Consider the following 25,167-nt stretch of genomic DNA (forward strand, 5'->3'; position numbering starts at 1 on the left):
GCAAATCTCCTGTTCTTCATTGAACGAGTGTGGGTATGCTTACCCTCAATCAAACGCGCGGGGGATCGGCGGGACTATCCAAAATGCGCCGACCCTATCCGTTTGACGTAGAACGTCGCCGTGGACGGAGGGACCGGGTATGTCGTTGCGCGTCCGGGAGTTGCTCCCGCGTCCCGATGAGCTGCTGACGTCGCGAGCGACCACGCGCGCGGCAGCGGTGGACGAGGCGCACCACACGATCTCCCAGCTCTTCTGCGAGCACGGGCTCGCCCCGCTCGAGTCGCGCGAGGTGCGGATGACGCTCCGCTCGGCGCACGACGGCGGCACCGGGATCGACGTGCTCGACTACGGCGAGGCCGTGCGCATCAGCGTGCCGAATGGGCTCCAGGACTTTCACCTCGTGCAGATCCCGCTGCGCGGCCGCGCGACGATGGAGGTGGGAAACGCGCTCGTGCACTCCTCGCCGAGCGTTGCGACCGTCCCGCCGCGTGACCGCGCGTTCGCGATGCGCTGGAACGCCGGGGTGCCGACCCTGATCTTCTATGCTGAGCGCGAGCGCCTGCGCGAGGTCGCGCGCTCCATGTACGGGGTCGACGACGCCCGGCTGACGCTCGGCCTGCACATGCAGCTGGACTCCCCGGCGGGGCACGACTTTCTCCGCGCGCTCCTCGAGCATCACGGGCAGCTGGAGCGCCCGGCCGCCGACGGCGCGTACGTGCGCCGGCTCTCCGCCGAGCTGCTCCTCGCGCGCTTCCTCGGCGCGGTCGAGAACTCCGTGAGCCGCGCGCTCGGGGTGTGGTCGAGCGCCGCGCCCGTGCGGGTCACGCCGGGCGACGCGCTGGTGCGCCGCTTCGAGGAGGAGATCGAGAGCGGGGTCGCGAACGGCGCGACCGTGCTCGACATCGCCGCCACCCTCGGCGTGCCGCTGCGCACCCTGCAGTCGCACGTGCGCGCGGTGCGCGGCACGACACCGTCCGCACTGCTCCGCGACGCGCAGCTCCGGCACGCGCGCGTGCTCCTGACCGGCGCCGATCCGCTGCGCGACACCGTGACGAGCATTGCCCTGCGCGCCGGGTTCACGCATCTCGGCCGGTTCGCAGCCGAGTACCGGCGGCGGTTTGGTGAGTCGCCGACCGACACCCTGCGGCGCTAGACTCGCGCTCACTATGGCCGGCACCCTGCACTCCGTCGCGAACGCGCTCGACATCCTGCTCCTGCTCCGCGCGCGGGGGCCGCTCCGGCTGTCCGAGATCGCCGCGGAGCTGGGGGTGGGCACCTCGACTGCCCACCGCCTCGTGGCGACGCTGCGCGATCGGCGGTTCGTGCGGCAGGAAACGGGCGGCAAGCGGTACGAGCTCGGCAGCGCGATGCTGTTCACGTCGAGCGTCTCGGCGATCGAGCACTGTGTGGCGGTGAGCGAGCCGGTGATGCAGGAGCTCCGGCGCAGCACCGAGGAGACCGTGCACCTCACGGTGCTGCGCGGCGCGGTGTGCCTCTTCGCCGCGTCGGTGGAGTCGCAGCGGCAGGTGCGCGTGACCAGCAGGGTGGGGCAGGGGCCGCCGGCGCACACCGCGGCCGGCGGCAAGGTGCTGCTCGCCGCGCTCGACGCCGAGCGGCTCGATGAGCTGTTCCTCGCCGGGCCGCTCACCCGGGTGACGCCGCACTCGGTCACGGATCCCGAGCTGCTCAGGCGTGAGCTCGCCGCGGTCGCTGAGCGCGGCTACGCGCGAAACCTCGGGGAGTCGGAGGCGGACATGTACGCGCTCGCGGTTCCAGTGCATCGGCCGAGCGGCGAGGTGGCCTGCAGCCTCACCGTCGCGGCGCCGCTGTCGCGCATGGCGCTCAGCGCCGACCGGGAGCAGCTGAGTGCGCGCGAGCGTGAGCTTCTTGTCCAGCTCACCGCGGCCGCGACGCGGATCGGCTCGATGCTCGCGTTCTAGTTTCCCGCTATGAGGAATTTCTGAGTGCCGTTTCCAATCAGAGGTAGCGTGAGAGCACCTCCCCAGCAACGGGCCGCACCGGAGCCGCCCGTGGGAGGCGAGCGAAAGGACGCATCATGGCTGACGCACTCGACCCTCTCGGTCGTCCGTTCAAGCGCATCAGCGTGCAGCGAAAGAACGAGCTGCCACTGGCACCAGGCCAAACCGCGAAGGCGAAGCGGTACTCGGGGGTCGCGGTGGAGAACACCGACGTGGTCGGGCTGTGGTTCGGCCGCGTGCACACCGGAGTCGGCGAGCACTCCGACCCCCACCACCACGGCGAGGCCGAGACCGGCGGCTTCGTGCTCCAGGGACGCGGCTACATCCGCTACGGCGAGCGATACGACGAGATCACCTACTTCGAGGAGGGGGACTTCGTCTACGTTCCCCCGTTCGTGCCGCACATCGAGGGCAACGCGAGCCGCTCGGAGGAGCTGATCTGGCTGACCACGCGGAACCCCGACAACATCGTGGTGAACCTCACCGATCAGGACGTTTCCGATCTTGAGATCGACTACCGCGACTAAGCGCGAGCGCCGAGCGCCGGTCACGGGAGCATCCCGCGGCCGGCGCTTTCTGTGCGGGAGCCTGACGCTTTCGCGGCGATCCCTGTCCGGTTCCGGGATTGGTTCGCTAGGATCATGGCATGAGTGAGATGCAGCATGCGGGGGCCGGCGGTGTCGCCCTCTCCAATGACGTGCTCGCACCCAGCGTGCAGCGCATCGGGAACCGTGACATCGAGATCACCTTCCTCGGGAAGAACGCCGCGGGACAGAACACCTGGATCATGTGGAACTCCGCTGAGCCGTACCTCATTGGCATGCTGTCGCAGGGCAAGATGGGCTACCACTTCGAGCAGCGCACCAGCTCGGGCGTGCTCGTGCACGAGAACATCTCGCTGAGCCGCGTCCAGCGCGCGATCGGCGGCTAGCGCGCAGCGATCCCGCGCTGCTGCGTCTGCTCACCGCCGCGCAGCTGGCTCACGCCTCGGCGCCGCGCCACCCGCCCGCTCCGCCAACGGCGCGCTCGATCGCGCGCTCGTAGTTCTCCTTCACGATGTCGTAGTGCGCCCACGACTCGACGGCACTGACGCTCGTGAGCGCCCGCAGCTCCTCGGTGGCGCGCAGCAGGTGCGCGGCCGATGGGCCCTCGAGCGTCGCCACGTAGTCGAATCGGCCGTGTGTGCGTGCCGCGAAGTCCACGTCGGGGGAGCGGAGGAGGAACTCGCGGATCGGGGCGGCGTCGCCCCGCGCGGTGATACCGAGCCCGATCGCGATGCGCGAGCGGGTGAGCTGCCCCGAGGTGATCGCGGAAATGCGGATCACGCCGGCTGTGACAAGTCGGTGCACGCGCGCACGCACCGACGAGGGTGAGAGATGCACGGCATCGCCGAGCGCGCGGAAGCTCATCCGGCCATCGCGCTGCAACAGCCTGATGAGCTCCGTATCGAGCGCGTCGATCGTCGCCGGGCTGCGGCGGTCTGCGACGAAGAACCCGCTGAGCACGTCGACGTAGGTCGTGACGAGCAGGGAGCGCACCCCGGGGATCGCCCGCACCGCGTCGAGCACCTCGTGGAGCTCCGCGGAGTCGCGGTGGCGTGACTCGAACACGAGGGGCATGCTGCCGCTCGTGAGCGACACGAACACGCTGTTGGGGATCGCGGCGATGCGGTCAGCGACGGGGCGGAGCGGACCGTCGACCGCGACCGCGGCGTGCGTGAGCACGTGGTGGCCGACCACCTGCGGGTCGAGCGCCGCGACGACCCGCACGCCCTCGTGCTCAGTGAGGCGGCGCAGCCGCAGTGAGGCGGCGTCGCGCGAGATGCCGAGCCCGGCGGCCAGATCGTTGATCGAGGCGCGCCCGTCCTCCTGCAGCGCGCGAATGAGCGCGGCATCGATCGCGTCGAGACCTGATTCGCGCGGCTGCGCACGCCTGGGGTGCATCGTCCCAGGATACGCGGGATTGCGAGAATCGGCGCGCAGAACGTTGGCAGAAGAGCGATTATTGCACTGGAGATCGCAATTCTTGCGAACTCTGTTCGCATATCAAGTGCTAAGGGGCGTATTGGCTCCCGTTTCGCGATCGCGCGGTGGTGGCTTTCGTTCTACAGTTCATGGTGCGCGCCGCACCCGGTCCCGCGGCGCCCCAGTCGAGCAAGGGAGCTTTGCATGTCATCGTCCACAGCCAGCGCGCCGGTCTTCACGCACCGGCGCGCGCTCCGATCTGGCTTCGCTGCCATGGTCGGCACCACGATCGAGTGGTACGACTTCTACGTCTACGCGACGGCCGCTGCGCTCGTGTTCCCCGTCGTGTTCTTCCCCGAGCTGGATCGCGGCCTGGCGACGCTGGCGTCGTTCGGTACGTACGCGGTCGCGTTCTTTGCTCGTCCGCTCGGCGGCATCATCTTCGGCCACATCGGTGACAAGATTGGCCGCAAGCCGGCGCTCACGATCACGCTGCTGCTCATGGGTATCGCGACGACGCTCGTCGGAGTGCTGCCCGACTACAACACGATCGGGATCATGGGCCCGATCCTGCTCATCGTGCTCCGCGTGTGCCAGGGCCTCGCGGTCGGCGGCGAGTGGGGCGGTGCGAGCCTCATGTCGGTCGAGAGTGCGCCGGCGAAGTTCAAGAACTTCTACGGCGGCTTCACCCAGATCGGGAACCCGCTCGGCGCGCTCATGTCCTCTGGTGCCTTCTGGATCCTCGCGCTCATGGGCGACGACGTCCTGTTCTCCTGGGGCTGGCGCGTGCCCTTCCTGTTCTCGATCGTGTTGATCTTCGTGGGCATCTGGGTGCGCTACCGCGTCGAGGAGACGCCCGTGTTCGAGGAGAAGGTGGGCGGCCAGCAGCAGTCGACGCCGCTGCTCTTCGCGCTCAAGAACAACTGGTGGCCGATCCTGCTCGGCTTCTGCATCGTCGCGATCTCCTCGGGCGGCTACGTGGTCGCAACGACGTTCGTGCAGAGCTACGCGACGAGCCCAGAGGTGGGCCTTCCGTACGAGACGATCCTGGGCGCGATGACGATCGCGTCGCTCGTCGAGGCGATCGTGACCCTCCCGCTCGCGCTGCTCGGAGACAAGATCGGCGGCAAGTGGGTCATGTACCTCGGCATCATCGGCTCGTTCGCCGCGGTCGTGCCGCTCGTGCTCTTCATTGAGGGCCACAACGTCGCGATGATCTACCTCTTCGTGTCCATCGTGCGCCTCGCGCTCAGCGGCGCCTGGGCTCCACTCTCGACGATCATGACGCAGATGTTCCGGCCGCAAGCGCGCTATACCTCCATGTCGCTCTCGTACGGCATCGGTGCGGCGGTGTGGGGCGGCCTGTCGCCCGCGATCGCCACGGCGCTGCTGAACGCGACCGGCAACTTCTGGTCCGTGATCGCGTTCTACGGCCTGCTCTCGGCAGTTGCCCTCTTCGGCGTGTTCTTCGCGCCGCAGCACTCAGACACCGCGCCGGTCACCGGATCGTTCCGGCCCCGGCTCGACACCACCGCAGTCCCCACCACCGAAGGAAAGTAAGCACCATGCGCTCGCTCGCCACCTATGACGCACGTAACTCGGCCCCGACGATTGTCACCGCCGAGCGAATCCTGACGGTCGACGAGAGTCGACCGGAGGCCGAGGCCATGCTCACCGCCGAGGGCATGATCCTCGCGGTCGGCACGCTCGCCGAGTGCGAGCAGGTGGCGGCGAGCGCTGGTCTCGCGCCCGTGCACGTCGACCACGCAGAGGCGACGATCGTTCCTGGCTTTGTCGATGCGCACGCGCACCCCCTGATGTATGGGCAGCTGCTCACCTGGGTGGACATCACCCCGGCGAAGGCAGCGAGCATTCCCGAGATCATCGAGCTGATGCGCGAAGCCGCGAAGCAGCTGCCCGCCGGCGTGCCCCTGCGGGGCTTCGGCTACGAGCAGCGCAACCTCGCCGAGCAGCGTCACCCCACCCGACACGAGCTCGATCAGATCGCCACGGATCGCGAGGTGTACATCATGAACGCCTCCGGCCACGGCGGCGTGGTCAACACGTTCACGTTCGAGAAGTTCGGCGTCACGAAGGACACCCCAAACCCGGAGGGCGGCGAGTTCTTCCGGGACGCGGACGGCGAGCTGACGGGTGAGCTCTCGGACGCCGCCTGCAACGTGCTCACCGGCCTGCACGGCGTGAAGGTTGGCCACCACGGACCCAATTTCCACCTGGGCGACGAGCCGGCTGAGCACCAGCGCCAGCTCGACCTCGTGCAGCGGGAGTTCCTCCGCGGCGGCGTGACCGCGATCGGCGATGCGCAGGTGTCGAAGCGCGAGTTCGCCGCCTACCTCGAAATGGCGGATCGCGGAGCGCTCAACATGCGCGTGTCCATGTACTTCCTGTCGCACCTGCTCGACCAGGTGGTGGATCTCGGCTTCACCGGCCCCTTCGGCAATGCGTTCCTCTCGGCGGCCGGCATCAAGCTCTACGCTGACGGCACGCTCGGCGGCTGGACCGCCTACTTCCCCGATGGGTATCTCGGGGATCCCTGCCGCACCGGTCAGCTCTACCACGAGCCACGCGAGTACACCGAGCTCGTGCGCAAGGCGCACGGGGCAGGCCTGCAGACCGCGACGCACGCGCAGTCGCCCATCGCGATCAAGATGGTGGTCGACGCGATTGAGCAGGCGCTCGCCGACCGCCCGGACGCGGACGCCCGGCACCGCATCGAGCACTGCGGGCTGCCCACCCCTGAAGACATCACCCGCATGGCTGAGCTCGGCATCCGCCCGGTCAACCAGACCCAGCACTACTACAACTGGGGCGAGGGCGTTGAGCAGGCGATCGGTACCCCCGGCGAGCGTTTCAACCCGCTCGGCGAGTTCCGTGACGCTGGCGTGCCGATCACGATCTCCTCGGACGCGCCCGTCGCGGAGCCCCGCCCGCTCGAGGCGATCCAGGCCGCCGTGACCCGCGTGACGCGTCGCGGGCACAAGCTCGGCGAGGACTCGCTGCGCATCTCCGCGGCGGAGGCACTTCGCGGCCACACGCTCGAGGGTGCGAAAACGCTCGGCCGCGAGGCCGAGTTCGGCTCGCTCGAGGTGGGCAAGCGCGCCGACTTCGTCGTGCTGGGGCAGAACCCGCTCGACACCGACGGCGCAGACATCGCCGCGATCCCGGTCCGCGAGACCTGGGTCGACGGCGCAGTGAAGTTCCGCGCGGAGGGGGAGTAACCATGACGGCGCAGACGACGGCAAAGCGCACCACCGGGTGGCTGGTCATCGAGACGATCAAGAACTACGGTGTGGACGCCGTGTTCGGGATCCCCGGAACCCACAACCTCGAGTTCTACCGGCCGCTCGCGGAGTTTGGGATCCGTGCGGTCACCTCCCGCCACGAGCAGGGCGCCGGCTACGCGGCCGACGGTTGGTCGCTCCAGACGGGCATGCCCGGCGTCGTCATCACGACGAGCGGGCCTGGCCTCCTCAACGCGCTGAGTGCCGCTGGCACCGCGTACGCCGAGTCGCGCCCCATGATCATCCTCGCGCCAGGGCCTGCGCGCGGGAAGGAATTCGCCGACGTCGGCACGCTGCACGAGACCAAGGACCAGCTGAGCGCTGCCGCGGCGATCGTCGAGCGCGCCCGCCGGGTACAGACGGCGATCGAGGCCGTCGCGGCCGTGCACGAGGCGTTCGAACTGTTCGCCACGACGCGCCCTCGCCCCGTCTACATCGAGGTGCCGCTCGATCTGCTCGAGGAGGAGATCGGTGACGAGGTGCCGGCGACCGCGCTCGCAGCGCGCGACTTCGCCCCCATCGCGGCGCCCGCGGCCGACGTGGTCGCGGCGGCTGCCGCCGCACTCGCCGGGGCCCAGGACCCCGTGATCCTCGCGGGCGGCGGCTCGCGCGCCGCGACTGCGGAGCTGCGGCAGCTCGCCGAGCGGCTGAGCGCCCCCGTGGTCACCACGCTCAACGCGAAGGGCGTGCTCGATGAGACCCACCCGCTCGCACTCGGCTCGAACCTGCGGCTCGCGGCCGCGCGAAATCGTGCACGTGATGCGGACGTACTCCTCGTTGTCGGGGCGAAGCTCGGCGAGGCGGAGCTCTGGGTCGACGCGCTCGAGGCGCGTGGCCGAGTGATCCGAATCGACCTGCTCGACACGCAGATCCACAAGAACCAGGCCGCGGAGATCGGGATCGTGGCCGACGCCGCGGCGGCGCTCGCCGCGATCGGTGCGGCGCTCGAGACTCAGGACCTGTCAGCGCGCGAAGCCGCTGCCGAGACCGCCGCCGCGAGCGTTGTGGCGAGCCGTGCGGCGGTCCGTGCGGAGTCGGCGGAACTCGATCCCGTGAACACCGCACTGGGCGAGCTCATCGCGAGCGTACTGCCGGAACACGCGATCGTCTCGACCGACTCCTCGCAGATCGCCTACTGGGGCCTCCTCAACGCGATCACCGCGAGCGTACCGAACTCCACCCCCTATATGGGCACGTACGCCACGCTCGGCTACGGCCTACCCGCCGCGATCGGCTCGCGCATCGCCTGCCCGGAGCGGCCGGTGTTCACCGTGCTCGGGGACGGCGCGCTGATGTTCTCCATGCAGGAGTTCATCACGGTCGTCGAGCAGGGGCTCGACGTGACCGTGATCGTGGTCGACAACGGCGGCTACGCCGAGATCAAGCAGAATGAGGCCGACGCGGGCATCGCGCCGGTCGGTGTGGTGCTCACGCAGCCCGACTGGGTGGCCGTCGCCACCGCGTTCGGCGGAGCCGGGCAGCGCGCCACGAACGCCGCGGAACTGACCGCAGCGATCAGCGCCGCCGGCGCGGCAGGCGGGCTGCAGCTCATTCACCTGCCACAGGACTCCTTCGATCTTGGATCGGGGGTGGCCGCGTGAGCCCGCTCGCCGTCTACACGGACACGGACGACACCGACGTTTCGGCGGGCGTCGCGCTCCTCGAGGCTGCCGGCTACGAGGTCCGCGTGCTCGAGACGCGGGACCCCGCAGCGATCATCGCGGGAGCCCATGATGCGGAGGTACTGCTGCTCGGCTACGCGCCGATCACCCGCGAGATCATCGAGGCGCTGCCGAAGCTGAAACTCATCGCCCTCATGTCGATGGGGTTCGACTTCGTCGACCTGGACGCCGCGAGCGAGCACGGCATCTGGGTCACCAACGTGCCAGGCGCCGCCACCGAGGAGGTCGCGACGCACGCGCTCGCGCTCCTGCTCCACGCAACGCGGCAGCTGCCCTTCTACCTGGGCTCCGCCACCCCGGAGCGGTGGAACGAGCGCGCGGAGACCGCCCCGCCCCGACTGAGTGAACTCCAACTCGGCATCGTCGGACTCGGCAAGATCGGGCGCGAGTTCGCCCGCGTCGCCGGCCCGTTGTTCGGGGGCATCATCGGCTACGATCCGTTCCTCCCCGACACCCCCGAGGTGCGCGCCGACCTCAAGGTGCTCGGGATCCGCAGGGCCGAGCTCGCCGAGGTGCGCGACCGCGCGCACGTGCTCTCCCTGCACCTGCCGCTCACCCCCGACACCGAGCACCTGCTCGACGCTGAGTTCATCGCGGCCATGCCGCCCGGGACCGTGGTGCTGAACGTGTCGCGTGGCGGCCTCATCGACAGCGCCGCGCTCGCCGCAGCGCTCGACGCCGGACAGCTCTCCGCGGCGGCGCTCGACGTGCTCGATCAGGAGCCGCCGGCCGCCTCCCACCCGCTGCTCGGTCGCGCCGATGTGGTACTCACCCCGCACATCGCGTACTTCTCCTCCTTCACCGAGGGGGAGTACGTGCGCGTGCAGGCTGCGAACGCCGTGGCGCTCGCGGAGACCGGACGCCCAGAGTCCCCCGTCAACCGGCCGGCGAACGTGCCCGCATAGTTGTCGACCCTCACACACCGCACTGCCCTGAAAGGACCCATCGTGACCGCACTCACCGCCGAGGCCAAGCGCACCGCGCAGGCGTGGATCGACGACCACCTCGCCGAGCTCACCGCGTGGCACACCCACATCTGGGAGCTCGCCGAGCCGGCCTGGCGCGAGTACCGCTCGCAGGCGTGGTACGTCGACCGGCTCCGCGCGGAGGGCTTCGAGGTGGAGGACGGTTCCGCCGGCATGCCCACCGCGTTCAGCGCGGTGTGGTCGAACGGCGACGGCCCCACCATGCTCACCTACGCGGAGTACGACGCCGTGCCGGGCAACAGCCAGGCCGCCACCACCTCCGAGGCACCACGTGAGGGACTCAGCCGCTTCGCGCCAGGCCACACCGATCCACACTCGGTGCTGGGGATCTCGACGCTCGCCGGCGTGCTCGCGACGAAGCACGCGATGACGGTGCACGGCATCGGGGGCACACTGAAGTACACGGGAGAGCCCGCCGAGAAGATGCACGGCTCGAAGGTGGTGCACGGCCTGCGCGGCTACTACGACGACGCCGACGCGATCGTGTCGTTCCACCCGTTCTACATGCTGCCGCTCTGCAACACCGCGCGCTGGGACACGCAGTGCGGCGCGTACTACAGCAAGGTGTACTCCTTCGTCTGCGACGAACCGGAGACCTGGCAGCTCTCGAGCGCGGACCCAAACTCCCCGATCCCCGCTTCCCACTCCGCGGCGCGCGCGCCCGGGGCCAACGTCGCGCTCATGCAGATGTACACCGCGTCGCGCACCATGCTCGACTCGATGCTGCCGGCAACAGGCGGGTGGAGCTTCTCCGACGCGATCCTGAGCGATGGCCAGGCGACGGCGGACAATCTGCCGCAGCGCGTGGCGCGCATCCAATTTTCGTGGCGCACGCCCGATATCGAGATGGCCGAGCACATCCTCACGATCCTCGACCGCAACGCGCAAGCGGCGGCCAGCATGGCGCACTGCGCCGCGGAGGACCGCTGGATCGCGCGCAGCCGCCCCGGTCGCACGAACCACGTGATGAGCGAGACCCTGTACGCGAACCTCACGGACGTCGGCGCCCCGAGCTACGGGCCGGAGGCGATCGGGGTGGCGCAGGAGATCCAACGCTCGCTGGGCCGCGAGGCTACCGCGCGGCCGTTCCTCGCGGAGACCGAGCAGCTCATCGCCCCGCAGGAGGCCGAGCGCCTGCTGCGCGAGCACATGCCGGCCTGGCAGCGCAACTGGACGAGCGACGACTACGTGGAGATGAGCCACTACGCGCCGCTCGTGCGGTTCTACGTGTCGCGACCTGCGCTCCAGCCGGTCCCGGGGGAGGGACCCTACCCCGGCTGGGTGATGAACGCGCTCGGCGGGATCCCGGAGACGATCGCCCCCACCATCGTGACCGCGGGCAAGACCGTGTCCGGCACGTTCCTCGACCTCCTCACGCAGCCTGAAACGCTCGCCGCCGCGCAGCGGGAGTTCACCGAGCGCGTCGCCGCGGAGCCCATGCCGGCGCTCCTGCCGGCCGACTTCGAGCCGCCGATCGACCTGCCGTGGCCCGACTACTCCGGGGCCGGTGAACACCGCCACTGGTGACCCAACGCGGGTGTCACCCAGCCGCAAGACAGAGGGCCCAGCGCAATGCGCTGGGCCCTCTTTCGTGTACCCGCGCCCGAATCTGCGTATTTTTCCCGGATCCGCTCCGCGAGGCACGCGCCTAGCGTTGGCGGCATCACGCGGCTGCGGGCGTCAGATGTAGCTCTCGGCGGCTGTTGGCCGTGAGATCGGGGACAGGACAACGGAGTGCTGCCTCCGAATCCCACAGGAGAAGGCAGCACGGCCATGAGACACCATCGAGCCCAACAGTCGCCACAACCGAGCCCGCAGCACCGCATGCGGCGCAGGCACTTCATTGGCAGCGTCTTCCGCGGGCGCGGGGCACCGCTCCGCGGCGGGGCAGCACTCCTCGCTGCGGTCGCGCTCCTGTTCCCCGCGTTCACCTCACCGGCGTTCGCTGAGGAGCTGGTACCTGCGCAGGATCCGGCGCTCACCGCGCAGGCGGCCCCGGCCCCCGAAGCCCCGGCAGAACCGGCCCCGGCAGCCGCGCCAGCGCCCGCGCCCGAGCCGGCCCCCGTCGCGGAGCCGGCGCCAGCGCCCGCACCGGAGCCGGCTCCGGCACCCGAACCGGTCCCGGTTCCCGAACCCGCGCCGGTTCCCGAACCCGCGCCCGCTCCGGAACCCGCGCCCGCCCCGGAGCCAGCTCCCGAGCCGCAGGCGGCGCCGGCACCGGCAGCCGAGCCGGCCCCCGCCCCGGAACCCGCGGCGGATCCGGCTCCGACCCAGAGCGCCGCGAAAGCCTCGGCCCCCGAGGTGCAGACCCTCGGCAGCGGTGGGCCCAAGAAGGACAAGGTCACCCTCTGCCACGCGACGAAGTCGACGAAGAACCCCTGGGTGGTGATCACCATCGCGCCGGACGGCTCAGCCCACGGGCACGCGGGTGCGCACCACCAGGATGCGCGCGACATCATCCCGCCGTTCACATACACGGTGCGTGGCGAGACCCTGCAGTTCCCCGGACAGAACTGGGACGAGACCGGGCAGGCGATCTTCAACGCCGGCTGCTCGAACCCGCCGCCTCAGGTGGATCCCGCGCCGTCGGTGACGTTGACGCCGGGGGAGTGTGTTGCTGAGCAGGACTTCCCGCCGGTGACCGCGATGTTCGCGAACCTGGTGTCGGGGCAGCCGTACAGCTACCGCGTGAACTCGGGCAGCGTGGAGACGTTCACCGCGAGCGGTGCGACGGAGAGCGTGTCGCTTGGGTCGATTGACAGCGAGAGCGTATCCATCGAGGTCTGGGGCACTGGTGAACGGGCCGCGACCGGGAAGGTGATGCAGTCGGTGCAGGTTGAGCGGTGTGCTCCTCCCGAGGACGTGAAGGTGACGCTGTGTCACGCGACCGAGTCGGACTCGAACCCGTGGAACAAGATCACCGTTGCTGCTGAGGCTGCGTACAACGGGCATCGGGGTGCGTCGCATCACGATGGTCGGGACATCATCCCGCCGTTCGAGGCGATGATCGCTGGTGAGATGGTCACGTTCGAGGGTCAGAACTGGGACGAGGCTGGGCAGGCGATCTTCGAGAACGACTGCGAGCAGCTTCCGCCCGAGGTCGATCCCGATCCGATGGTGCAGCTCAGCACCGGTGAGTGCCCCGTCGCCGGCGGTTCCGCGCCCGTGACGATTGAACTCTCGGACCTCGTGGTCGGTGAGCCCTACTCCGTCGAGGTGGACGGTGTGGAGATCGCTGAGGCAAGCCCCATGGACTTCGTCGCAGATGCAACGACGCGCAGCATCACCGTCACCCCGAATGGCGAGGGCACGCTCCTCGTCATGGTGCAGGGCACCGGTGAGCACGCTGGCGACAGTGCAGAAGCCACGATCTCCGTGAGCGAGTGCCCGGAGCCCGAGGCCCCAGCGCTGCTGCTCGACGTTGAGCAGTGCATGGCGTTCGGGGACGGCCTGCCGGAGACGATCACCGCGGAGCTCAGCGAGCTGGTCGCCGGTGTCGACTACAGCGTGACGATCCAGTCCGGGAGCGCGACGCCGTACCTGAGTCGCACCGTGCAGGTGGAAACGGGCAGCACGCTCGACGTTCCGCTCACCATCTCGGGAGCCGGCACCTACACGGTGAAGGTGACCGTCGGTGAGGAATCGGTGGAGCAGGAGATCACCGTGACCCCCTGCCCGGCTGGCGCGTACGACCTGTCGCTCGTGAAGACCGCGAGCGTCGGCGAGGATGGAGCGGTCGCCGAACTCGGTGACACCATCCGCTACACGCTCGCCGTGACGAACGCCGGCCCGGACGCCGCGTTCAAGCCGGTCGTGACCGACGAGGTGCCAGCAGGCCTCACGCCGGTCGCTGGCTCGGAGAGCGCGAGTGGCGGCTGGGTCGTGGCGATCGCTGGCAACACCGTGACCGCCAGCTACGACGGGGCCTTCGAGGGAGAGGCAACCATCTCCTTCGACGTGACGGTCACCGCGACGCCGGCGAGCGGCTCGGTGACGAACGAGGCCTGCGTCGCAGCCGACGGACCGGCTGAGCCCGAACCGTCGCCTGAACGCGCGGCTGGCGATACCACCCCGACGCTCGCGGTCCTCACGGGTGAGGAGCAGCCGGGCGGCGGCGATACGAACGCCGAGAACGACTGCGGCTCCGTGACCACAGAGGTCCGCGCGGTCTCCGTTGCGGGCAGCGCGGTCTGCATCAACGACACCCCCTGGTTCACCTACAACATCACGCCGAGCGGCACCGCGGACACCGCGACGCTGCCGATCGTGATGATCTGGTGGACGCCTGAGGCGTTCGCGAACCGGGACGCGTCGATCTCCGCGGGTGATCCCGCAGCGATCCTCGCGGACGGTGCCTCACAGGTCGATCCGATCGCCTACCCGGCCGGCTGGCAGAGCGGCGACGCGGTGACCGGCCAGATGCTGTGGCCGGGAGCCTCGGTCGATGCACAGGGCAACCCGACCGGGTGGCCGGGCTGGACCCTCGGCAGCGATGGCGTGTGGTTCCTTGACCCGAGCGCTCCGCACTACGACCTCCGCGCGGAGGCGATCGTGGAGATCCGGATCAATCCGACCGCCAACCAGGCAACCGTCTACCCGCCGGCCACGCCGAACTGCGCGGCGCAGCCGCCGCAGCCCCCGGTGACGCCGGAGCCCCCGGCACCGCCCACCACCCCGGGTGGCGTGGTCCCGGGTGTCGCCCCAGCGCCGATCCCCGCGGCAATGACGCCGGTGCACCAGGAGCTCGCGAAGACCGGTGCTCCCGCGAACGGCTCGGAGCGGCTCGGTGCGGTCGGCCTGGCACTCATCGCCGGTGCGACGCTCGTCTGGAGTCTCAGCAGGCGGCGCCGCAGCGCCCACTAGGGAGGAGGAGTTGATCGCGGCCCCGCGGGCGTATCGCCCCGCGGGGCCGCGGTCTGTTCTGGGGGAGTTGCCCCATCAGTTTTCCGTGATCCCCACGGCGTTTCGCGAAGCCGGGGTGCGGGTGTACGCTGAGTGCAGGCGGGTGCGACACGCCAGGGATGCAGTGTTTTGGGTCCCTGATTTGCGCGCCCGGACTGAATCAGCATAGTATTTCATCTCGGTAGCAAGCGGAAAGAAAAAGCCGCTTCGGCCCCATCGTTTAGCGGCCTAGGACACCGCCCTTTCACGGCGGCAGCACGGGTTCGAATCCCGTTGGGGTCACTGAAACCGAATATAATTGAATAACACACTATGGCCCTGTAGCGCAGTTGGTTAGCGCGCCGCCCTGTCACGGCGGAGGTCGCGGGTTCAAGTCCCGTCAGGGTCGCCAGGTGGAGAAGCCCTTCCTCGGAAGGGTTTCTTCGTCTCAGGCGGTCACCCAGTGTGAGTGCCTGGCTCTGTAGCTCAGTTGGTAGAGCGTTCGACTGAAAATCGAAAGGTCACCGGATCGATGCCGGTCGGAGCCACGAAGGAACATTACACCTTCACCGAACCCCCGCGTAGCTTCTACATCGCGGGGGTTCTTTTATTGTGGCTGACCGGGTGTTTTGCATCTTGGCATTGAGCGACCGACGGGGGTTCAGTGCAAAATCGAAAGGTTGCTCCCAGGTCTATCAGTCGGGAACCCCGCACAAACCCCGCACATTCAAAACAAGCCGTTGAGCCCTTTCTGCATGGTCTCGGCGGCTTTCTTGCTTCCCGTCTGCTTCGCCATGTAGATGTCCTGCGTGATTGAGGGGTTCGCCTGGCCCAGGTACTCGGCAATGTCGCGAGCAGAAAGGCCGGCTGCGTCGAGCATCGTTGCGACCGTCTTGCGGAAACTGTGGGTTGATAGCTCGGGGTAGCCTAGATCATCTCGGCGATCACGGATCTCACGCTGTGTATTGGACGGGTCTCGCAGCTTCATGAGAGGCGTTGGGAAGAGCAATGCGGTCTGACCCTCAAGTCGGTTGCGTCGACGCTCCAGAAGCTTCACTGTGGACTTTGGGAGTGGAGTGGTGCGCGCTGAAGCTGCCGTTTTAGGGAACAGCTGCCGCTGCATGCCGATCTTTGGGAGACGCTTCGCGATTGCATCCACAGTCGCCGTACCGGCTTTGAAATCGACCGACGAGACCTCGAGCGCGCACGCCTCGGCGACGCGCCACCCTGTGGACAGCATGAACTCGATCAGCTCCACCGTGTCCCACTCTTTCAGGAGGGCATCATTTTGCACCTTGGAGATGAAGCCAGGAAGCTCAGCGAGAGGGATTGCCTCGCTCCCCTTCTTCTTGCGATGCGAGATTCGCTCCAGCTCGCGCACAGGATTGCGCGAAATCGCGCCGTTGCGTACCGCGAGGCCCATCATGCCGCTCAGTGAGGAGCGGCAATTCTTCGCAGCGCCCGGACCGTTCTCTTTCTCGATGCGAGTCAGGAACTTTTGCAGCCGCTCAGGAGTGGCCTCGGCGACGGACATGTCACCGATTTCTTTGCCAATGTGCGCGTTCACTGCGTAGCCGTAGGTCTCGAGCGTGCCCTCTGACCGGCCTGCGTCACGTTTGGCGGCCAAGAACAATTGCCCCAGTGCGCGAAGTGTTGTGGTGGGCCTTAGCTCGCCGCCGCGATCCGCTTCAATTGTTGTGAGAGCTGTCTTGAGAGCGTGCTCCGCTTTGCTCTTGGAGCTGCTGAACCGCTCGACCTGACGCAACTTACCGTCGCTGAATCGGTAGCGGGTTCGAGCTCGGACCTTCCCTGGCGCGATCTCGTCGACCTTGATGACACCGTGGGTGCCGATCGGGTTACGTGGTCTGGACATCTTCGATATGCCCTCTCTCCTTCGCGAGGCGAACCCAGTGGGAGGCCGTGCTCGTAGGTAGTTTGAACGTGTCTTCCACGAGCTTGGTGGATTTGCGTCCACGGCTCTGGCCGTACTCAAAGATGATCGCAACGAGTTCCAAGGTCTCTGGATCTGGTTTTAGTCGACCTTCCGTTGTGAGGCGATTCTGGATGAGTTGAAACACACTTTGCACGCTCCCGTACTTCGTCTCTGAGTCCAGTCGGACCGTTTGGTCAATGACCCCCTCGATAATGCGAGCGAGTGGCACCTTGCGTACAGATGCGCCCGTGATGGGCTCGCCGTCCTCGAATCGCCTGAATGCAACAAATCCGGCTTCGTAAGTCTTGCTCTGCGCATTCCAGTGAAGCGTGAATTCCGTTCGGTGGGGGAAGTCATCCGCACCAGGACCGTAGGAAACCATGAGCTTTGCTGGGGCAGAAATGTTCTTTGTGATCTGAATTCGGTCAAATGCATCAGTGGATACCTGGGCTAGAGAAGGTGTCCTGCTGGCCGGGGTGTCTAGTTCATCGCGCCTCATGATTACCCAGTAAAGCACAACACGCTAATTGGTGGATCTTGCAAAGTTATCCAAGCTCCGGTAGAACTGTATTAATGCATCGTGCAGAACCCATCAAATCGCAGAAGGAGTACAAGATGTCCACGACAGAAACAGCAGCAGAGAGAAGGGCACTCCTTGACGTTCATGCCCTGTCTGCTCAAATCGGGATGACCACCAGCACTATCTACAGGAAGCGATCAATGGGGGAGTCGCTGCCGAAGGCACTAAAAATTGGAGGTTTGGTGCGGTGGCGACAGGGTGATGTGGATTCCTGGCTGGATCAGCAGATGGAGGACGCGTAATGGCTCTGCCATTGGGGACAGCAGTTGCAAATTTTGCCGTTAATCCTGATCACAGGACAGGCAGTCAGAAGGAAGCTGAAGTCGAGGCTGCCAACGCGGCAAGGCGTCGGCACTACGACCGAGCAGGTCAGCTTCCATCAGCGCAGACTTACCGCGATCCCGTTCAGGACGAAGTCTTCCGAAACATGATGAACGGCCGCCGCAAGATGAAGATCACCACGACTGATGAGAACGGCATCAACACGACCGTGTTCTTCGACGAAGCGGCATCGCTCGAACTCATTGACTACATGGCTGCAGCCATGAGCATCAAGGAGACCCGGAGCCGCAAAGGCTTCCGAGCTTCCCTAAGCAGCAACAACCCCGCTATTGGATCTAACGCCAATCAGGCCAGTAGCGGGGTCCACATCGAAAACACATTTCACTAGGAGGCATTTTCTATGTCAGTAGCTATTCTCTCGCATGATCGCGAGAACACCAACACCGCCTTCAATACGGAGATCCAAGTCGGCAGTCTCACTGTCATGGTCGAAAGCCAGAGCGTGAGGACCATCACGCCAATCGGGACGCTCACCTTCACTCCCGAACAAGCTTGCACGTATGCTGCGGCGCTCCAGGCCGTCGCTGTGCACGTCATGGAGCAGAATGAGGAGGTGGCAGCATGAGCATCTCGTCGCTGACTGTTGAGAAGCTGAACTACCTCATCGCGAAGAGTGGCCACTCGCACCAGACGCTCGCGGTCGTCGCAGAAATCCCGCTCCCTACCCTTGTGCGAAAGCTCAACGGTGAGGGCGACTTCACGGTCGGGGAGCTTGCCGGCATCACTCGCGCGCTCGGGACAACAATGTCCGCTCTTTTCGCTCCGGGAACGATCAAAGAGGACAAGCCCTGCACCGTGCCGGCGTGTGTTCGTAGCACGCACAAGTACGAGAACGGGTACCGCGTTGATTACTGCCGCCTCGCCCGCATTGAGGACGAAGGTTTCAACGTGAACGGCCACCTCGACGAAAAAGACGAGTGGGCGGCATGGGTAGATCCCGACGACATTGCCGACGGGTGGGCAGGGGTCGCTCAGGTGCGGAAGCTTCTGACGGCGTTTGAACAGATGCAGAGGGCCTGCGATGCGCTGAACGGCCATGCCATCGAACGCCGCACCGCGCCTGGCCAGCCTGCGGCTGAGGAGCTGCAAGGGGTGGGGCTGTGACTGAAATGTCGACAGACGGGATCGTCAACAAAGACCTCAGCCACTCAGCCTCTTTCACGCCACCTGGAGACAGCAGCATGACCATCAACCAGACCACCCCCGCGTCCTCCCCGCTTGACACGTTGAAAGCGCTCGCGCTCCGAAACATCGAACAGCTTGAGTACGTCCTTGACCAGCTCGGCGGTGGCAGCGCCGATGTCCCTGAAACTCTGCTCGAGTTCATTGACTTGATGCGCGACGCACAGTACCGAGCCCTCGGTGAACACGTCCCAGTTGCCAAACACCCTGAGTGGGACCACCTGCACCTCCTCTCCGACGAGGCATACACGTACGACGATGGCAGTTCAGTCCGGGGCGCCTTCGAAACCAGGGGCGTGATCTCAACCCACTACCCCCGCTACGACGGTACCTACGAAGAGGCACACGCGCGCCACCTGGAAGCTGTTCGCGAGTTCCACACGCCTCCACTGCGGGCACTGGACAAGCAGGGCCATGATGGCCCGCAGGCAGGTTAGCGCAGCCGCCGAACACACCCTCACACACTGGCTCGACCAGGTCTCACAGGGGCAGCTCCCACTCCAGGAGCTGCCCCTGTGTGTCTCCGCATGGTTCCATGCGGGTGAAGCAGCAGGGCGTGTATCTCGGCAACCAGAAATCGACCAGCTCAACCATCTTCTCGACGTGTACTGGGCGCGCGCGTTCCTCACCAACGACGAACGCCGCGAACGCATCCTGCAACGCCTCGACCGAGGACTCACCAACGCCACCGAGGAGCAGTGGCAACAGATCGAACACGACCTCGCGGCGATCACACGATCGCGACAAGTCGGGGTAATTGGGGCCGGGCTTGAACCGGCAGAACGGAGGCAGGAATGCCCGCAGGCGAAGAAAGATTCTGGGCCGCACGGCCTGAGCTCGCCGCGATCAAACAGTGGGCACAGGCGCGCCGCGTAGCCCCCTGGGCCGTGCTAGGCGTCGTGCTCGCCAGAGTCATCACCCACACGCCCTGTGACGTGCAGCTCCCGGCGATTGTCGGCGGGCCAGGGTCCCTCAACATCTTCGTTGGCCTGGTAGCCCGATCAGGCGGAGGGAAAGGGGCGGCGATCGCCGTGGGCGGCGAAGCGCTCGAGATTGGCCCGAGCATCCTCCGAGTTGCCCGCGCCAACCTCGGGTCCGGTGAGGGCATCTCGGCCGCATTCGTCGGCCGTGAGAAGACGGACGACGGCAGCGAGATCACTCAGCACACTGACAGCGTCTTGTTCGAGGTCGCGGAGGTCGACACCTTCGGAGCGGTCTCGGGCCGGACAGGGGCAACACTCATGCCGGAGATCCGGAAGCTCTGGTCAGGGGAAGCGCTCGGATTCCAGAACCGAGACTCGGCACGCACCCTCCCTGTCGAGGCACACAGCTACCGGGCAGCGATGATCGTCGGCGTGCAACCTACCCGGTCCGGCGCGCTCCTCGGTGACGCGGACGGCGGCACCCCGCAGCGGTTCCTTTGGATGCCTGCCACCGACCCGTCAGCGCCGAACCGCGCACCAGCACCACCCGAGCCGATCCGATGGTCACTGCCAGGGGAAGACCAGATACCGACTGTGTCCGGTCGCCGGATCATGCAGGTGTGCGATGCAGCATGGGATGCGATCGACGGTGCCCAGATCGCCCGCCTGCGCGGCGAAGGGGATGCGCTCGACGGTCACGCCCTCTTCAGCCGCTTGAAGGTGGCCGCTGCACTCGCTCTACTCGACGGCCGCGGAGGGGTAGCTGAGGGTGACTGGGACCTCGCGGGAATCGTGATGCGGGTCTCGAATCTCACCAGGCAGGCCTGCGGCGACGCTCTCCGCGATGCGGCAGCGAAGGTGAACGAAGCCCGAGCCGAGGCACGGGCAGAGGCCGCGGTCGTCACCGCGGACCATACCGAGGTGGTGGCGCTCGGGAAAGCGAAAGACCGAATCCTGGGGAAGCTCTCGTCATCGTGGATGGCGGTTGCGCCGATCAGAAGCAACCTGTCGACGAAGCTCCGCAGCTACTGGGATCAGGCAGTGTCCGAGATGGTCGCCGCTGGCGTGGTTGAGGTGCTGACCGATGAGTATCAAGGGCGTCCGCGCACTCGGATGAGACTCTCCACACCGCCAGGACTGGCGAATCCGCCAGCACTGCCCGCCAACCCTGATCTTCCGCGGAATCATGCGGATCTGAGCGGTGGCAAAGCAGACATGGCAGAAACGCCAGCACTGGCGACAAACAGTAATCCCGCCAGCACAGAGCCCGAAGAGGAGGCGGCCGCATGAATCCAGTAACCGTGATCAAGACCACAGGTTCCCAGGAACCCGAGATTGGCCCTGCGTCCGTGAGGCGAAAACGCTACCGGGTGCAAGCTCGTCCGGCTGAGTGGGGCAATGCGGACGGCACGACTAGCCCGCTCGTGAAGCTCTATGGCGGCACCCGGGCACCCGTCGCCGTTGACTACAGCGAGATCCCGCGTCTTATTGTCGAGCTCGCCGAGCTCCTCTACGAGCACCAACGAACCTCCCGGAAGGAGGAAGCATGAAGACCTATAAGAACCACCGCTGTAGCCGGCAGCACCAAAAGCCAGAAACCTTCATCCGCTGCGCGCTCCCCACCCACGCCTGGGTGAAAGGCACCGGCAGTTTCGCTCTCATCAGTTGGTGCGGGCGACCAAGCGTCAGCCTTTGGGAGACCAACGCCGTAGCAACTGTGATCCTCGAAGATCTCAACGCGACCGGCTGCAGGAGCAGATGCCGAGGACGACACGAGATCGTGCAAGTGGCCATTGGGCCGGAGACACGAGCGGGCGCAGCATGGGGATGAGCCACAGACAATTCAAGGTCTCACCCAACATGGGCAAAGGCGCGGACGGACAACCCATACCCATGATCAAGATCAAGACGCGTAGCGGGTACGTCTACATCCACTACGCGCAAGCTCGAGCGATCGTCGACGAAGTGCACGACCTCTGCGACGCATACGAACGCGAACAGCGCACACAACCCGTTCACAACTGACCGCGTAACACACACAGAGCCCCGGTCTCATGGCCGGGGCTCACCCATACAGAGAGCAGAAACCGCATGAGCAGCAGCACAAACCAGACATGGGACGACTACTTCAACGAAGTCGAAGCCGAGATCGGGGTCGCACCCGAAGCCGAACAGCACTCCCCGGAAGAGCAGCGCTACACCGCGAAGAAGGAAGCCCGCGACCTCGCAAACAAGCTCCGCATCGCCGGCCCCTCAGGGCTTCCCAGAACCGGGAATCTCCCCGAGCCGCTCGGCCCCAACGCAAGCGGCAAAGACATCGCCGCCCGAATCAACCTCTAACCCCCGAAACGGAGAACACCACAGTGGCTCTGAACATTGCACAGGCAAAGGAACAGCAGGACGTCAGCGAACTCGAGGCCGAACTCCTCGACCTCAACCGAGAACGTGAAGACTACCTGCACTCAGTCAGCGATCGATACGCGCCCGTCCCGATCCGCACCCTCTCCGAGATCCGCGACGCAATCGAGATCGCACAAGCACGACTCGACGCTGCCAAGAAAACAGCCGACAAGAAAAAGAAGCAGACGGCAACAGCAGACACAGTGCGAGCGACACTCTCTGACGCAGTTTCAAAGACAACTGCTGCACGCACCCGAGTCCAGGAAGCCGCACAGGCTGTTGACGCGGCCATCGCCGCGCTCCGCAACGAAACCCGCGCACACAACGAGATCATCAGCAACACCCGCAGCGCGCTGCTCCAGTACGGCATCCCTACCGAAGGAGCCGAACTCGACAATGAACCCATCGAGATCGACACAACGCAGATCAGCCACGGAGATACAACCCTCCGCGCTTACTCGCCCCGCGCAGTCAGCAACTACCTGACTGCTACATTCACCACTACTGATCAGTTCCCTGAAGAGCCACAGGGCTGGTCACTCATCCGAGGCTCCTACGCGGCCGGCAATTACTGGCGGCACGGAGCACACATTAACTAGTGTTGCCAGTCGCGGCGGTCCTGACTGAACTGCCGCCTCGTGAGGTCATGGTAAAAACGAGACTAGGATCTCGGTAAGTGAGGAACTAGAAAGGAGTTGTTTCAAATGGCATTTCCGCTGAAGCTCGCTTCACATCTGACTGGAGCAACTCCTTTCCAGCTCCGCAAGTGGCGACTCGAGAATGTACTTGTGCCTGAGGTTTCCGAAAGTCGGCCACCGCTTTATTCTTTCCGGGATCTTGTTGCATTGCGGTCGATGGTCTTTTTGCGTGCAAAGACATCCTCTCAACGGCTGATGAAAGCGATGAGCAGCCTCGAACAGCTGAACATGGTCCACCTGGTAGAGCATCCTGCTGAGTATCAGTTTGGGACCGACGGGAAACGAATCTATGTTCGCGCGCCAGACGATGGCGAGAACGCTGTTGATCTGACTGGGAACGTAGGCAACACACTAGTCAGATATACCTTCGAAGAGCTCTTTGACGAGTTCCTCGATTTCAAAGACCGGCCGGTAGTGAATTTCCGAAATCCTGCGCCGAGTATCGAAGTGAATCCACGACGGCTTGGAGGGTGGCCGACAGTCGAAGGGACGCGCGTGTCCTTTGACGCGGTCGCCCGAGCCATCGACGGTGAGGACCTGACTGTAGAAGAAGTCGCCGAGGTCTATCCAAGCGTGACACCCGCGCAGGCGCTTGAAGCGATTAGCTTCAATGAGCGGGTTGAGGCGGTGGCAGTCTAACCTTGCTGACGCTATGCCTTGATGAGAACATCAACCATCATTTCGCTAAGTCCCTGAAAGCTGTCTTCAGGCGAGTCTCTTTCGTATCGGTCCGAAGCCTCGGGCATATCGGCATGGAAGATCTTGACCTTTTCAGGGCTCTACAGGGCGATGGGGTGAATGGGTTGATCTCTCTCGACCAACGGCAGCTCTTCGATCCTCGCGAACGAGAAAGTTTGCGCAACGCAGGACTGCACTGGATTGGTACTGAGATGCCCGAAGCCAGAGGGTACGAATTCAGTGCAGCAATCAATATGTCTCTGCTGAACGGGCTGACTGTGTTGCTCGACGAAGGCTTCGATAGCCAACCGCATCAGTACTTCCTGGCCAGCACCAAGTCATCGCACCGGGCGCTAGTAACTAAGACTGCCATTTAGATGACTCACCCCGGCGAGCTCTAACCCCACCACCACACACCAGGGGGGAGCCCCCACCACAATCCACTCAGGACCGACGGGGCTAACAAACAAGAATTTGCGTGCGGTTTTCCTTGTTTTTTGGGGTGTTTTGGGCCTGGGTTTGGCATGGTGGTGCGGTTTTGGGGCGGATGGCCTGGGTCTGTGGTGTTCGTTTTTGGTCTGTTTTTGGTCGTTTCTTCTGTGAAAGGGGGTGAATATGCGTAGTTCGTTTGTGAGTTCTGAGGCGCGGAAGTTGTGGCGTGAGACGACGAAGGCGTACGCGATGATGCCGCACGAGAAGCTGGTTTTGCGTGGTGCGTGCACGGCGCTCGACAAGATTGCGCTGCTTGAGGCGGAGCTGCAGGGTGCGTCTTTGACGGGTCGTGGCTCGATGGGGCAGGAGGTAGCGAATCCGCTATTGGGGGAGTTGCGTGCTCAGCAGGCGGCGTTTGATCGTGCGGTGAAGCAGCTTGATCTTCCTGAGGAGGGCGAACGGGCGGGGCGTTCGGCGGTGAACCGTTCGACGTCTGCTCGTGATGCTGCGAATGCCCGTTGGGGGTTGCAGTAGCTGCAGGGTCCGGGCCTTGTGCTCGTGTTTTGGGGAGTCTCGTTTGAGGCTCCCTTTTGTGTTTCTGAAGTAGGAGAGGAGCAGTGATGCTCGAGAAGGAAGACCTTGAACGATTGATGGCTGAGTGCCGAAAGGTGGGTGTGGCTGATGTGAAGGCGCTCGAGGCGGGATGGAGCGATCTGGCGCAGAGCTATCCCGGGGAAGGCGCCGATTTTATGGAGAAGCTAATGGCGTTTCTACGGGTCGCTGCGGAAGCGACGCGTGAGATGGACCGGCTGAAGGGGGAGGATCTCTGATGGCGGACCGGACAGTCAAGGTAACACTCACCGCGCAGGCCCAGGGGTACATCGCGGCGATGGAGAAGGCGGCACAGGCCACGCGTGAGGCTGGCAGCGAGACGGAGAAGTTGGCTCAGAAGCAGCAGGCCTTCGAAGAGATGGGCCGTGTCGGGATGGCTTCTGGCGCGTTGCTCGCGGTGGGGTTGGGGCTCGTGTCTAAGGCTGCGATTGATTGGGATTCGGCGTGGGCTGGTGTCACCAAGACTGTTGACGGTTCTGCGGAGGAACTCGCGGAGGTCGAGGCCGGCCTTCGTGGGCTTACGAGCGTGCTCCCTGCATCGCACACGGAGATCGCTGCAGTGGCGGAGGCTGCTGGTCAGCAGTGGTGCCCCG

General features: G+C 65.7%; 28 protein-coding genes and 3 tRNA genes. 27 read left to right on the forward strand and 4 right to left on the reverse strand.

Translation table 11 applies throughout. From position 1 onward, the window contains the following. The first annotated feature begins 139 nt into the window (after window positions 1-139). From EGM46_RS10840 to EGM46_RS10855, 4 genes are all read left to right on the forward strand, one after another. On the forward strand, window positions 140-1,153 hold the full coding sequence (locus EGM46_RS10840) for an AraC family transcriptional regulator (RefSeq protein WP_125100172.1): 1,014 nt from the start codon (window positions 140-142) through the stop codon (window positions 1,151-1,153). A gap of 13 nt (window positions 1,154-1,166) precedes the next feature. Further along, on the forward strand, window positions 1,167-1,940 hold the full coding sequence (locus tag EGM46_RS10845) for an IclR family transcriptional regulator (protein ID WP_125100173.1): 774 nt from the start codon (window positions 1,167-1,169) through the stop codon (window positions 1,938-1,940). 116 nt (window positions 1,941-2,056) lie between these two features. Beyond that, complete coding sequence (locus EGM46_RS10850; RefSeq protein ID WP_125100174.1) at window positions 2,057-2,506, forward strand: cupin domain-containing protein; 450 nt, start codon at window positions 2,057-2,059, stop codon at window positions 2,504-2,506. Between the two features lie 119 nt (window positions 2,507-2,625). Continuing rightward, complete coding sequence (locus EGM46_RS10855; protein WP_125100175.1) at window positions 2,626-2,910, forward strand: hypothetical protein; 285 nt, start codon at window positions 2,626-2,628, stop codon at window positions 2,908-2,910. A 49-nt stretch (window positions 2,911-2,959) separates the two neighbouring features. On the opposite strand, the gene EGM46_RS10860 is transcribed toward EGM46_RS10855, so the two are convergent. Further along, window positions 2,960-3,922, reverse strand: a complete 963-nt coding sequence (locus EGM46_RS10860) for an Lrp/AsnC family transcriptional regulator (protein WP_125100176.1) — start codon at window positions 3,920-3,922, stop codon at window positions 2,960-2,962. A gap of 225 nt (window positions 3,923-4,147) precedes the next feature. On the opposite strand from EGM46_RS10860, the gene EGM46_RS10865 reads away from it, so the two are divergent. The 9 genes from EGM46_RS10865 (at window position 4,148) to EGM46_RS10905 (ending at window position 15,342) form a co-directional block, all read left to right on the forward strand. Further along, window positions 4,148-5,503: an MFS transporter gene (locus EGM46_RS10865; protein ID WP_125100177.1), complete on the forward strand. Its 1,356-nt coding sequence runs from the start codon at window positions 4,148-4,150 to the stop codon at window positions 5,501-5,503. A gap of 5 nt (window positions 5,504-5,508) precedes the next feature. Further along, window positions 5,509-7,182 (forward strand): amidohydrolase, encoded by a 1,674-nt coding sequence (locus EGM46_RS10870; RefSeq protein WP_125100178.1) that lies wholly within the window; start codon window positions 5,509-5,511, stop codon window positions 7,180-7,182. 2 nt (window positions 7,183-7,184) lie between these two features. After that, entirely contained in the window at window positions 7,185-8,846 is a 1,662-nt protein-coding gene (locus EGM46_RS10875) for a thiamine pyrophosphate-binding protein (RefSeq protein WP_125100179.1), read from the forward strand. Next, the gene (locus EGM46_RS10880; protein ID WP_241156295.1) at window positions 8,843-9,832 is read left to right on the forward strand and encodes a C-terminal binding protein; all 990 of its coding nucleotides are present in this window, start codon (window positions 8,843-8,845) and stop codon (window positions 9,830-9,832) included. Before EGM46_RS10875 ends, EGM46_RS10880 begins: the two co-directional genes overlap by 4 nt. Before the next feature lie 42 nt (window positions 9,833-9,874). Then, entirely contained in the window at window positions 9,875-11,440 is a 1,566-nt protein-coding gene (locus EGM46_RS10885; RefSeq protein ID WP_125100181.1) for an amidohydrolase, read from the forward strand. Window positions 11,441-11,686: 246 nt separating this feature from the next. Beyond that, a complete protein-coding gene (locus EGM46_RS10890; protein ID WP_125100182.1) occupies window positions 11,687-14,776 on the forward strand; it encodes a DUF11 domain-containing protein in 3,090 nt (1,029 codons plus the stop codon). A 248-nt stretch (window positions 14,777-15,024) separates the two neighbouring features. Next, window positions 15,025-15,097 (forward strand) — tRNA-Glu (locus tag EGM46_RS10895). A gap of 32 nt (window positions 15,098-15,129) precedes the next feature. Then, a tRNA-Asp gene (locus EGM46_RS10900) sits at window positions 15,130-15,206 on the forward strand. A 63-nt stretch (window positions 15,207-15,269) separates the two neighbouring features. Further along, a tRNA-Phe gene (locus EGM46_RS10905) sits at window positions 15,270-15,342 on the forward strand. Between the two features lie 179 nt (window positions 15,343-15,521). Here EGM46_RS10905 and EGM46_RS10910 read toward each other — a convergent pair. Then, window positions 15,522-16,667 carry a site-specific integrase gene (locus EGM46_RS10910; protein ID WP_125100183.1) on the reverse strand — a complete coding sequence of 382 codons (1,146 nt, stop codon included), beginning with the start codon at window positions 16,665-16,667 and terminating at the stop codon, window positions 15,522-15,524. Beyond that, window positions 16,651-17,226 (reverse strand): hypothetical protein, encoded by a 576-nt coding sequence (locus EGM46_RS10915; RefSeq protein ID WP_125100184.1) that lies wholly within the window; start codon window positions 17,224-17,226, stop codon window positions 16,651-16,653. The genes EGM46_RS10910 and EGM46_RS10915 overlap by 17 nt, the downstream gene beginning before the upstream one ends. Window positions 17,227-17,342: 116 nt before the next feature. Between EGM46_RS10915 and EGM46_RS10920 the strand changes: the two genes are divergently transcribed. From EGM46_RS10920 to EGM46_RS10940, 5 genes are read left to right on the forward strand one after another with little or no spacing between them, the layout of a single operon-like run. Continuing rightward, window positions 17,343-17,549 carry a helix-turn-helix transcriptional regulator gene (locus EGM46_RS10920; RefSeq protein WP_164512873.1) on the forward strand — a complete coding sequence of 69 codons (207 nt, stop codon included), beginning with the start codon at window positions 17,343-17,345 and terminating at the stop codon, window positions 17,547-17,549. Then, entirely contained in the window at window positions 17,549-17,977 is a 429-nt protein-coding gene (locus tag EGM46_RS10925) for a hypothetical protein (protein WP_125100186.1), read from the forward strand. The genes EGM46_RS10920 and EGM46_RS10925 overlap by 1 nt, the downstream gene beginning before the upstream one ends. Before the next feature lie 12 nt (window positions 17,978-17,989). Continuing rightward, window positions 17,990-18,214, forward strand: a complete 225-nt coding sequence (locus EGM46_RS10930; RefSeq protein ID WP_125100187.1) for a hypothetical protein — start codon at window positions 17,990-17,992, stop codon at window positions 18,212-18,214. Then, window positions 18,211-18,753: a hypothetical protein gene (locus tag EGM46_RS10935; protein ID WP_125100188.1), complete on the forward strand. Its 543-nt coding sequence runs from the start codon at window positions 18,211-18,213 to the stop codon at window positions 18,751-18,753. Before EGM46_RS10930 ends, EGM46_RS10935 begins: the two co-directional genes overlap by 4 nt. Further along, window positions 18,750-19,268 carry a hypothetical protein gene (locus tag EGM46_RS10940; RefSeq protein ID WP_125100189.1) on the forward strand — a complete coding sequence of 173 codons (519 nt, stop codon included), beginning with the start codon at window positions 18,750-18,752 and terminating at the stop codon, window positions 19,266-19,268. The genes EGM46_RS10935 and EGM46_RS10940 overlap by 4 nt, the downstream gene beginning before the upstream one ends. 43 nt (window positions 19,269-19,311) lie before the next feature. Here the strand turns inward: EGM46_RS10940 and EGM46_RS14735 are convergent, their stop codons facing one another. Further along, window positions 19,312-19,548 (reverse strand): hypothetical protein, encoded by a 237-nt coding sequence (locus EGM46_RS14735; protein ID WP_164512874.1) that lies wholly within the window; start codon window positions 19,546-19,548, stop codon window positions 19,312-19,314. A 77-nt stretch (window positions 19,549-19,625) separates the two neighbouring features. Here EGM46_RS14735 and EGM46_RS10945 point away from each other — a divergent pair, with 77 nt between their 5' ends. The 9 genes from EGM46_RS10945 to EGM46_RS10980 all read left to right on the forward strand — a co-directional run. Continuing rightward, on the forward strand, window positions 19,626-21,044 hold the full coding sequence (locus EGM46_RS10945; RefSeq protein ID WP_125100190.1) for a hypothetical protein: 1,419 nt from the start codon (window positions 19,626-19,628) through the stop codon (window positions 21,042-21,044). A gap of 134 nt (window positions 21,045-21,178) precedes the next feature. After that, a complete protein-coding gene (locus tag EGM46_RS15120) occupies window positions 21,179-21,304 on the forward strand; it encodes a hypothetical protein (protein ID WP_277425221.1) in 126 nt (41 codons plus the stop codon). A gap of 541 nt (window positions 21,305-21,845) precedes the next feature. After that, the gene (locus tag EGM46_RS10950) at window positions 21,846-22,094 is read left to right on the forward strand and encodes a hypothetical protein (protein ID WP_125100191.1); all 249 of its coding nucleotides are present in this window, start codon (window positions 21,846-21,848) and stop codon (window positions 22,092-22,094) included. Between the two features lie 23 nt (window positions 22,095-22,117). Beyond that, window positions 22,118-22,753: a hypothetical protein gene (locus EGM46_RS10955; protein ID WP_125100192.1), complete on the forward strand. Its 636-nt coding sequence runs from the start codon at window positions 22,118-22,120 to the stop codon at window positions 22,751-22,753. A gap of 105 nt (window positions 22,754-22,858) precedes the next feature. Further along, entirely contained in the window at window positions 22,859-23,491 is a 633-nt protein-coding gene (locus tag EGM46_RS10960; protein ID WP_125100193.1) for a DUF433 domain-containing protein, read from the forward strand. 113 nt (window positions 23,492-23,604) lie between these two features. Beyond that, the gene (locus EGM46_RS10965; protein ID WP_125100194.1) at window positions 23,605-23,907 is read left to right on the forward strand and encodes a hypothetical protein; all 303 of its coding nucleotides are present in this window, start codon (window positions 23,605-23,607) and stop codon (window positions 23,905-23,907) included. Window positions 23,908-24,211: 304 nt separating this feature from the next. Further along, window positions 24,212-24,496 (forward strand): hypothetical protein, encoded by a 285-nt coding sequence (locus tag EGM46_RS10970; RefSeq protein ID WP_125100195.1) that lies wholly within the window; start codon window positions 24,212-24,214, stop codon window positions 24,494-24,496. 83 nt (window positions 24,497-24,579) lie between these two features. Continuing rightward, window positions 24,580-24,792, forward strand: a complete 213-nt coding sequence (locus tag EGM46_RS10975; protein WP_125100196.1) for a hypothetical protein — start codon at window positions 24,580-24,582, stop codon at window positions 24,790-24,792. Further along, window positions 24,792-25,167: hypothetical protein (locus EGM46_RS10980; protein ID WP_206427559.1), on the forward strand; the 376-nt coding region annotated here is incomplete at its 3' end. The genes EGM46_RS10975 and EGM46_RS10980, both read left to right, overlap by 1 nt.

Source organism: Leucobacter chromiireducens (assembly GCF_003917135.1).
GTDB lineage: Bacteria > Actinomycetota > Actinomycetes > Actinomycetales > Microbacteriaceae > Leucobacter > Leucobacter chromiireducens_A.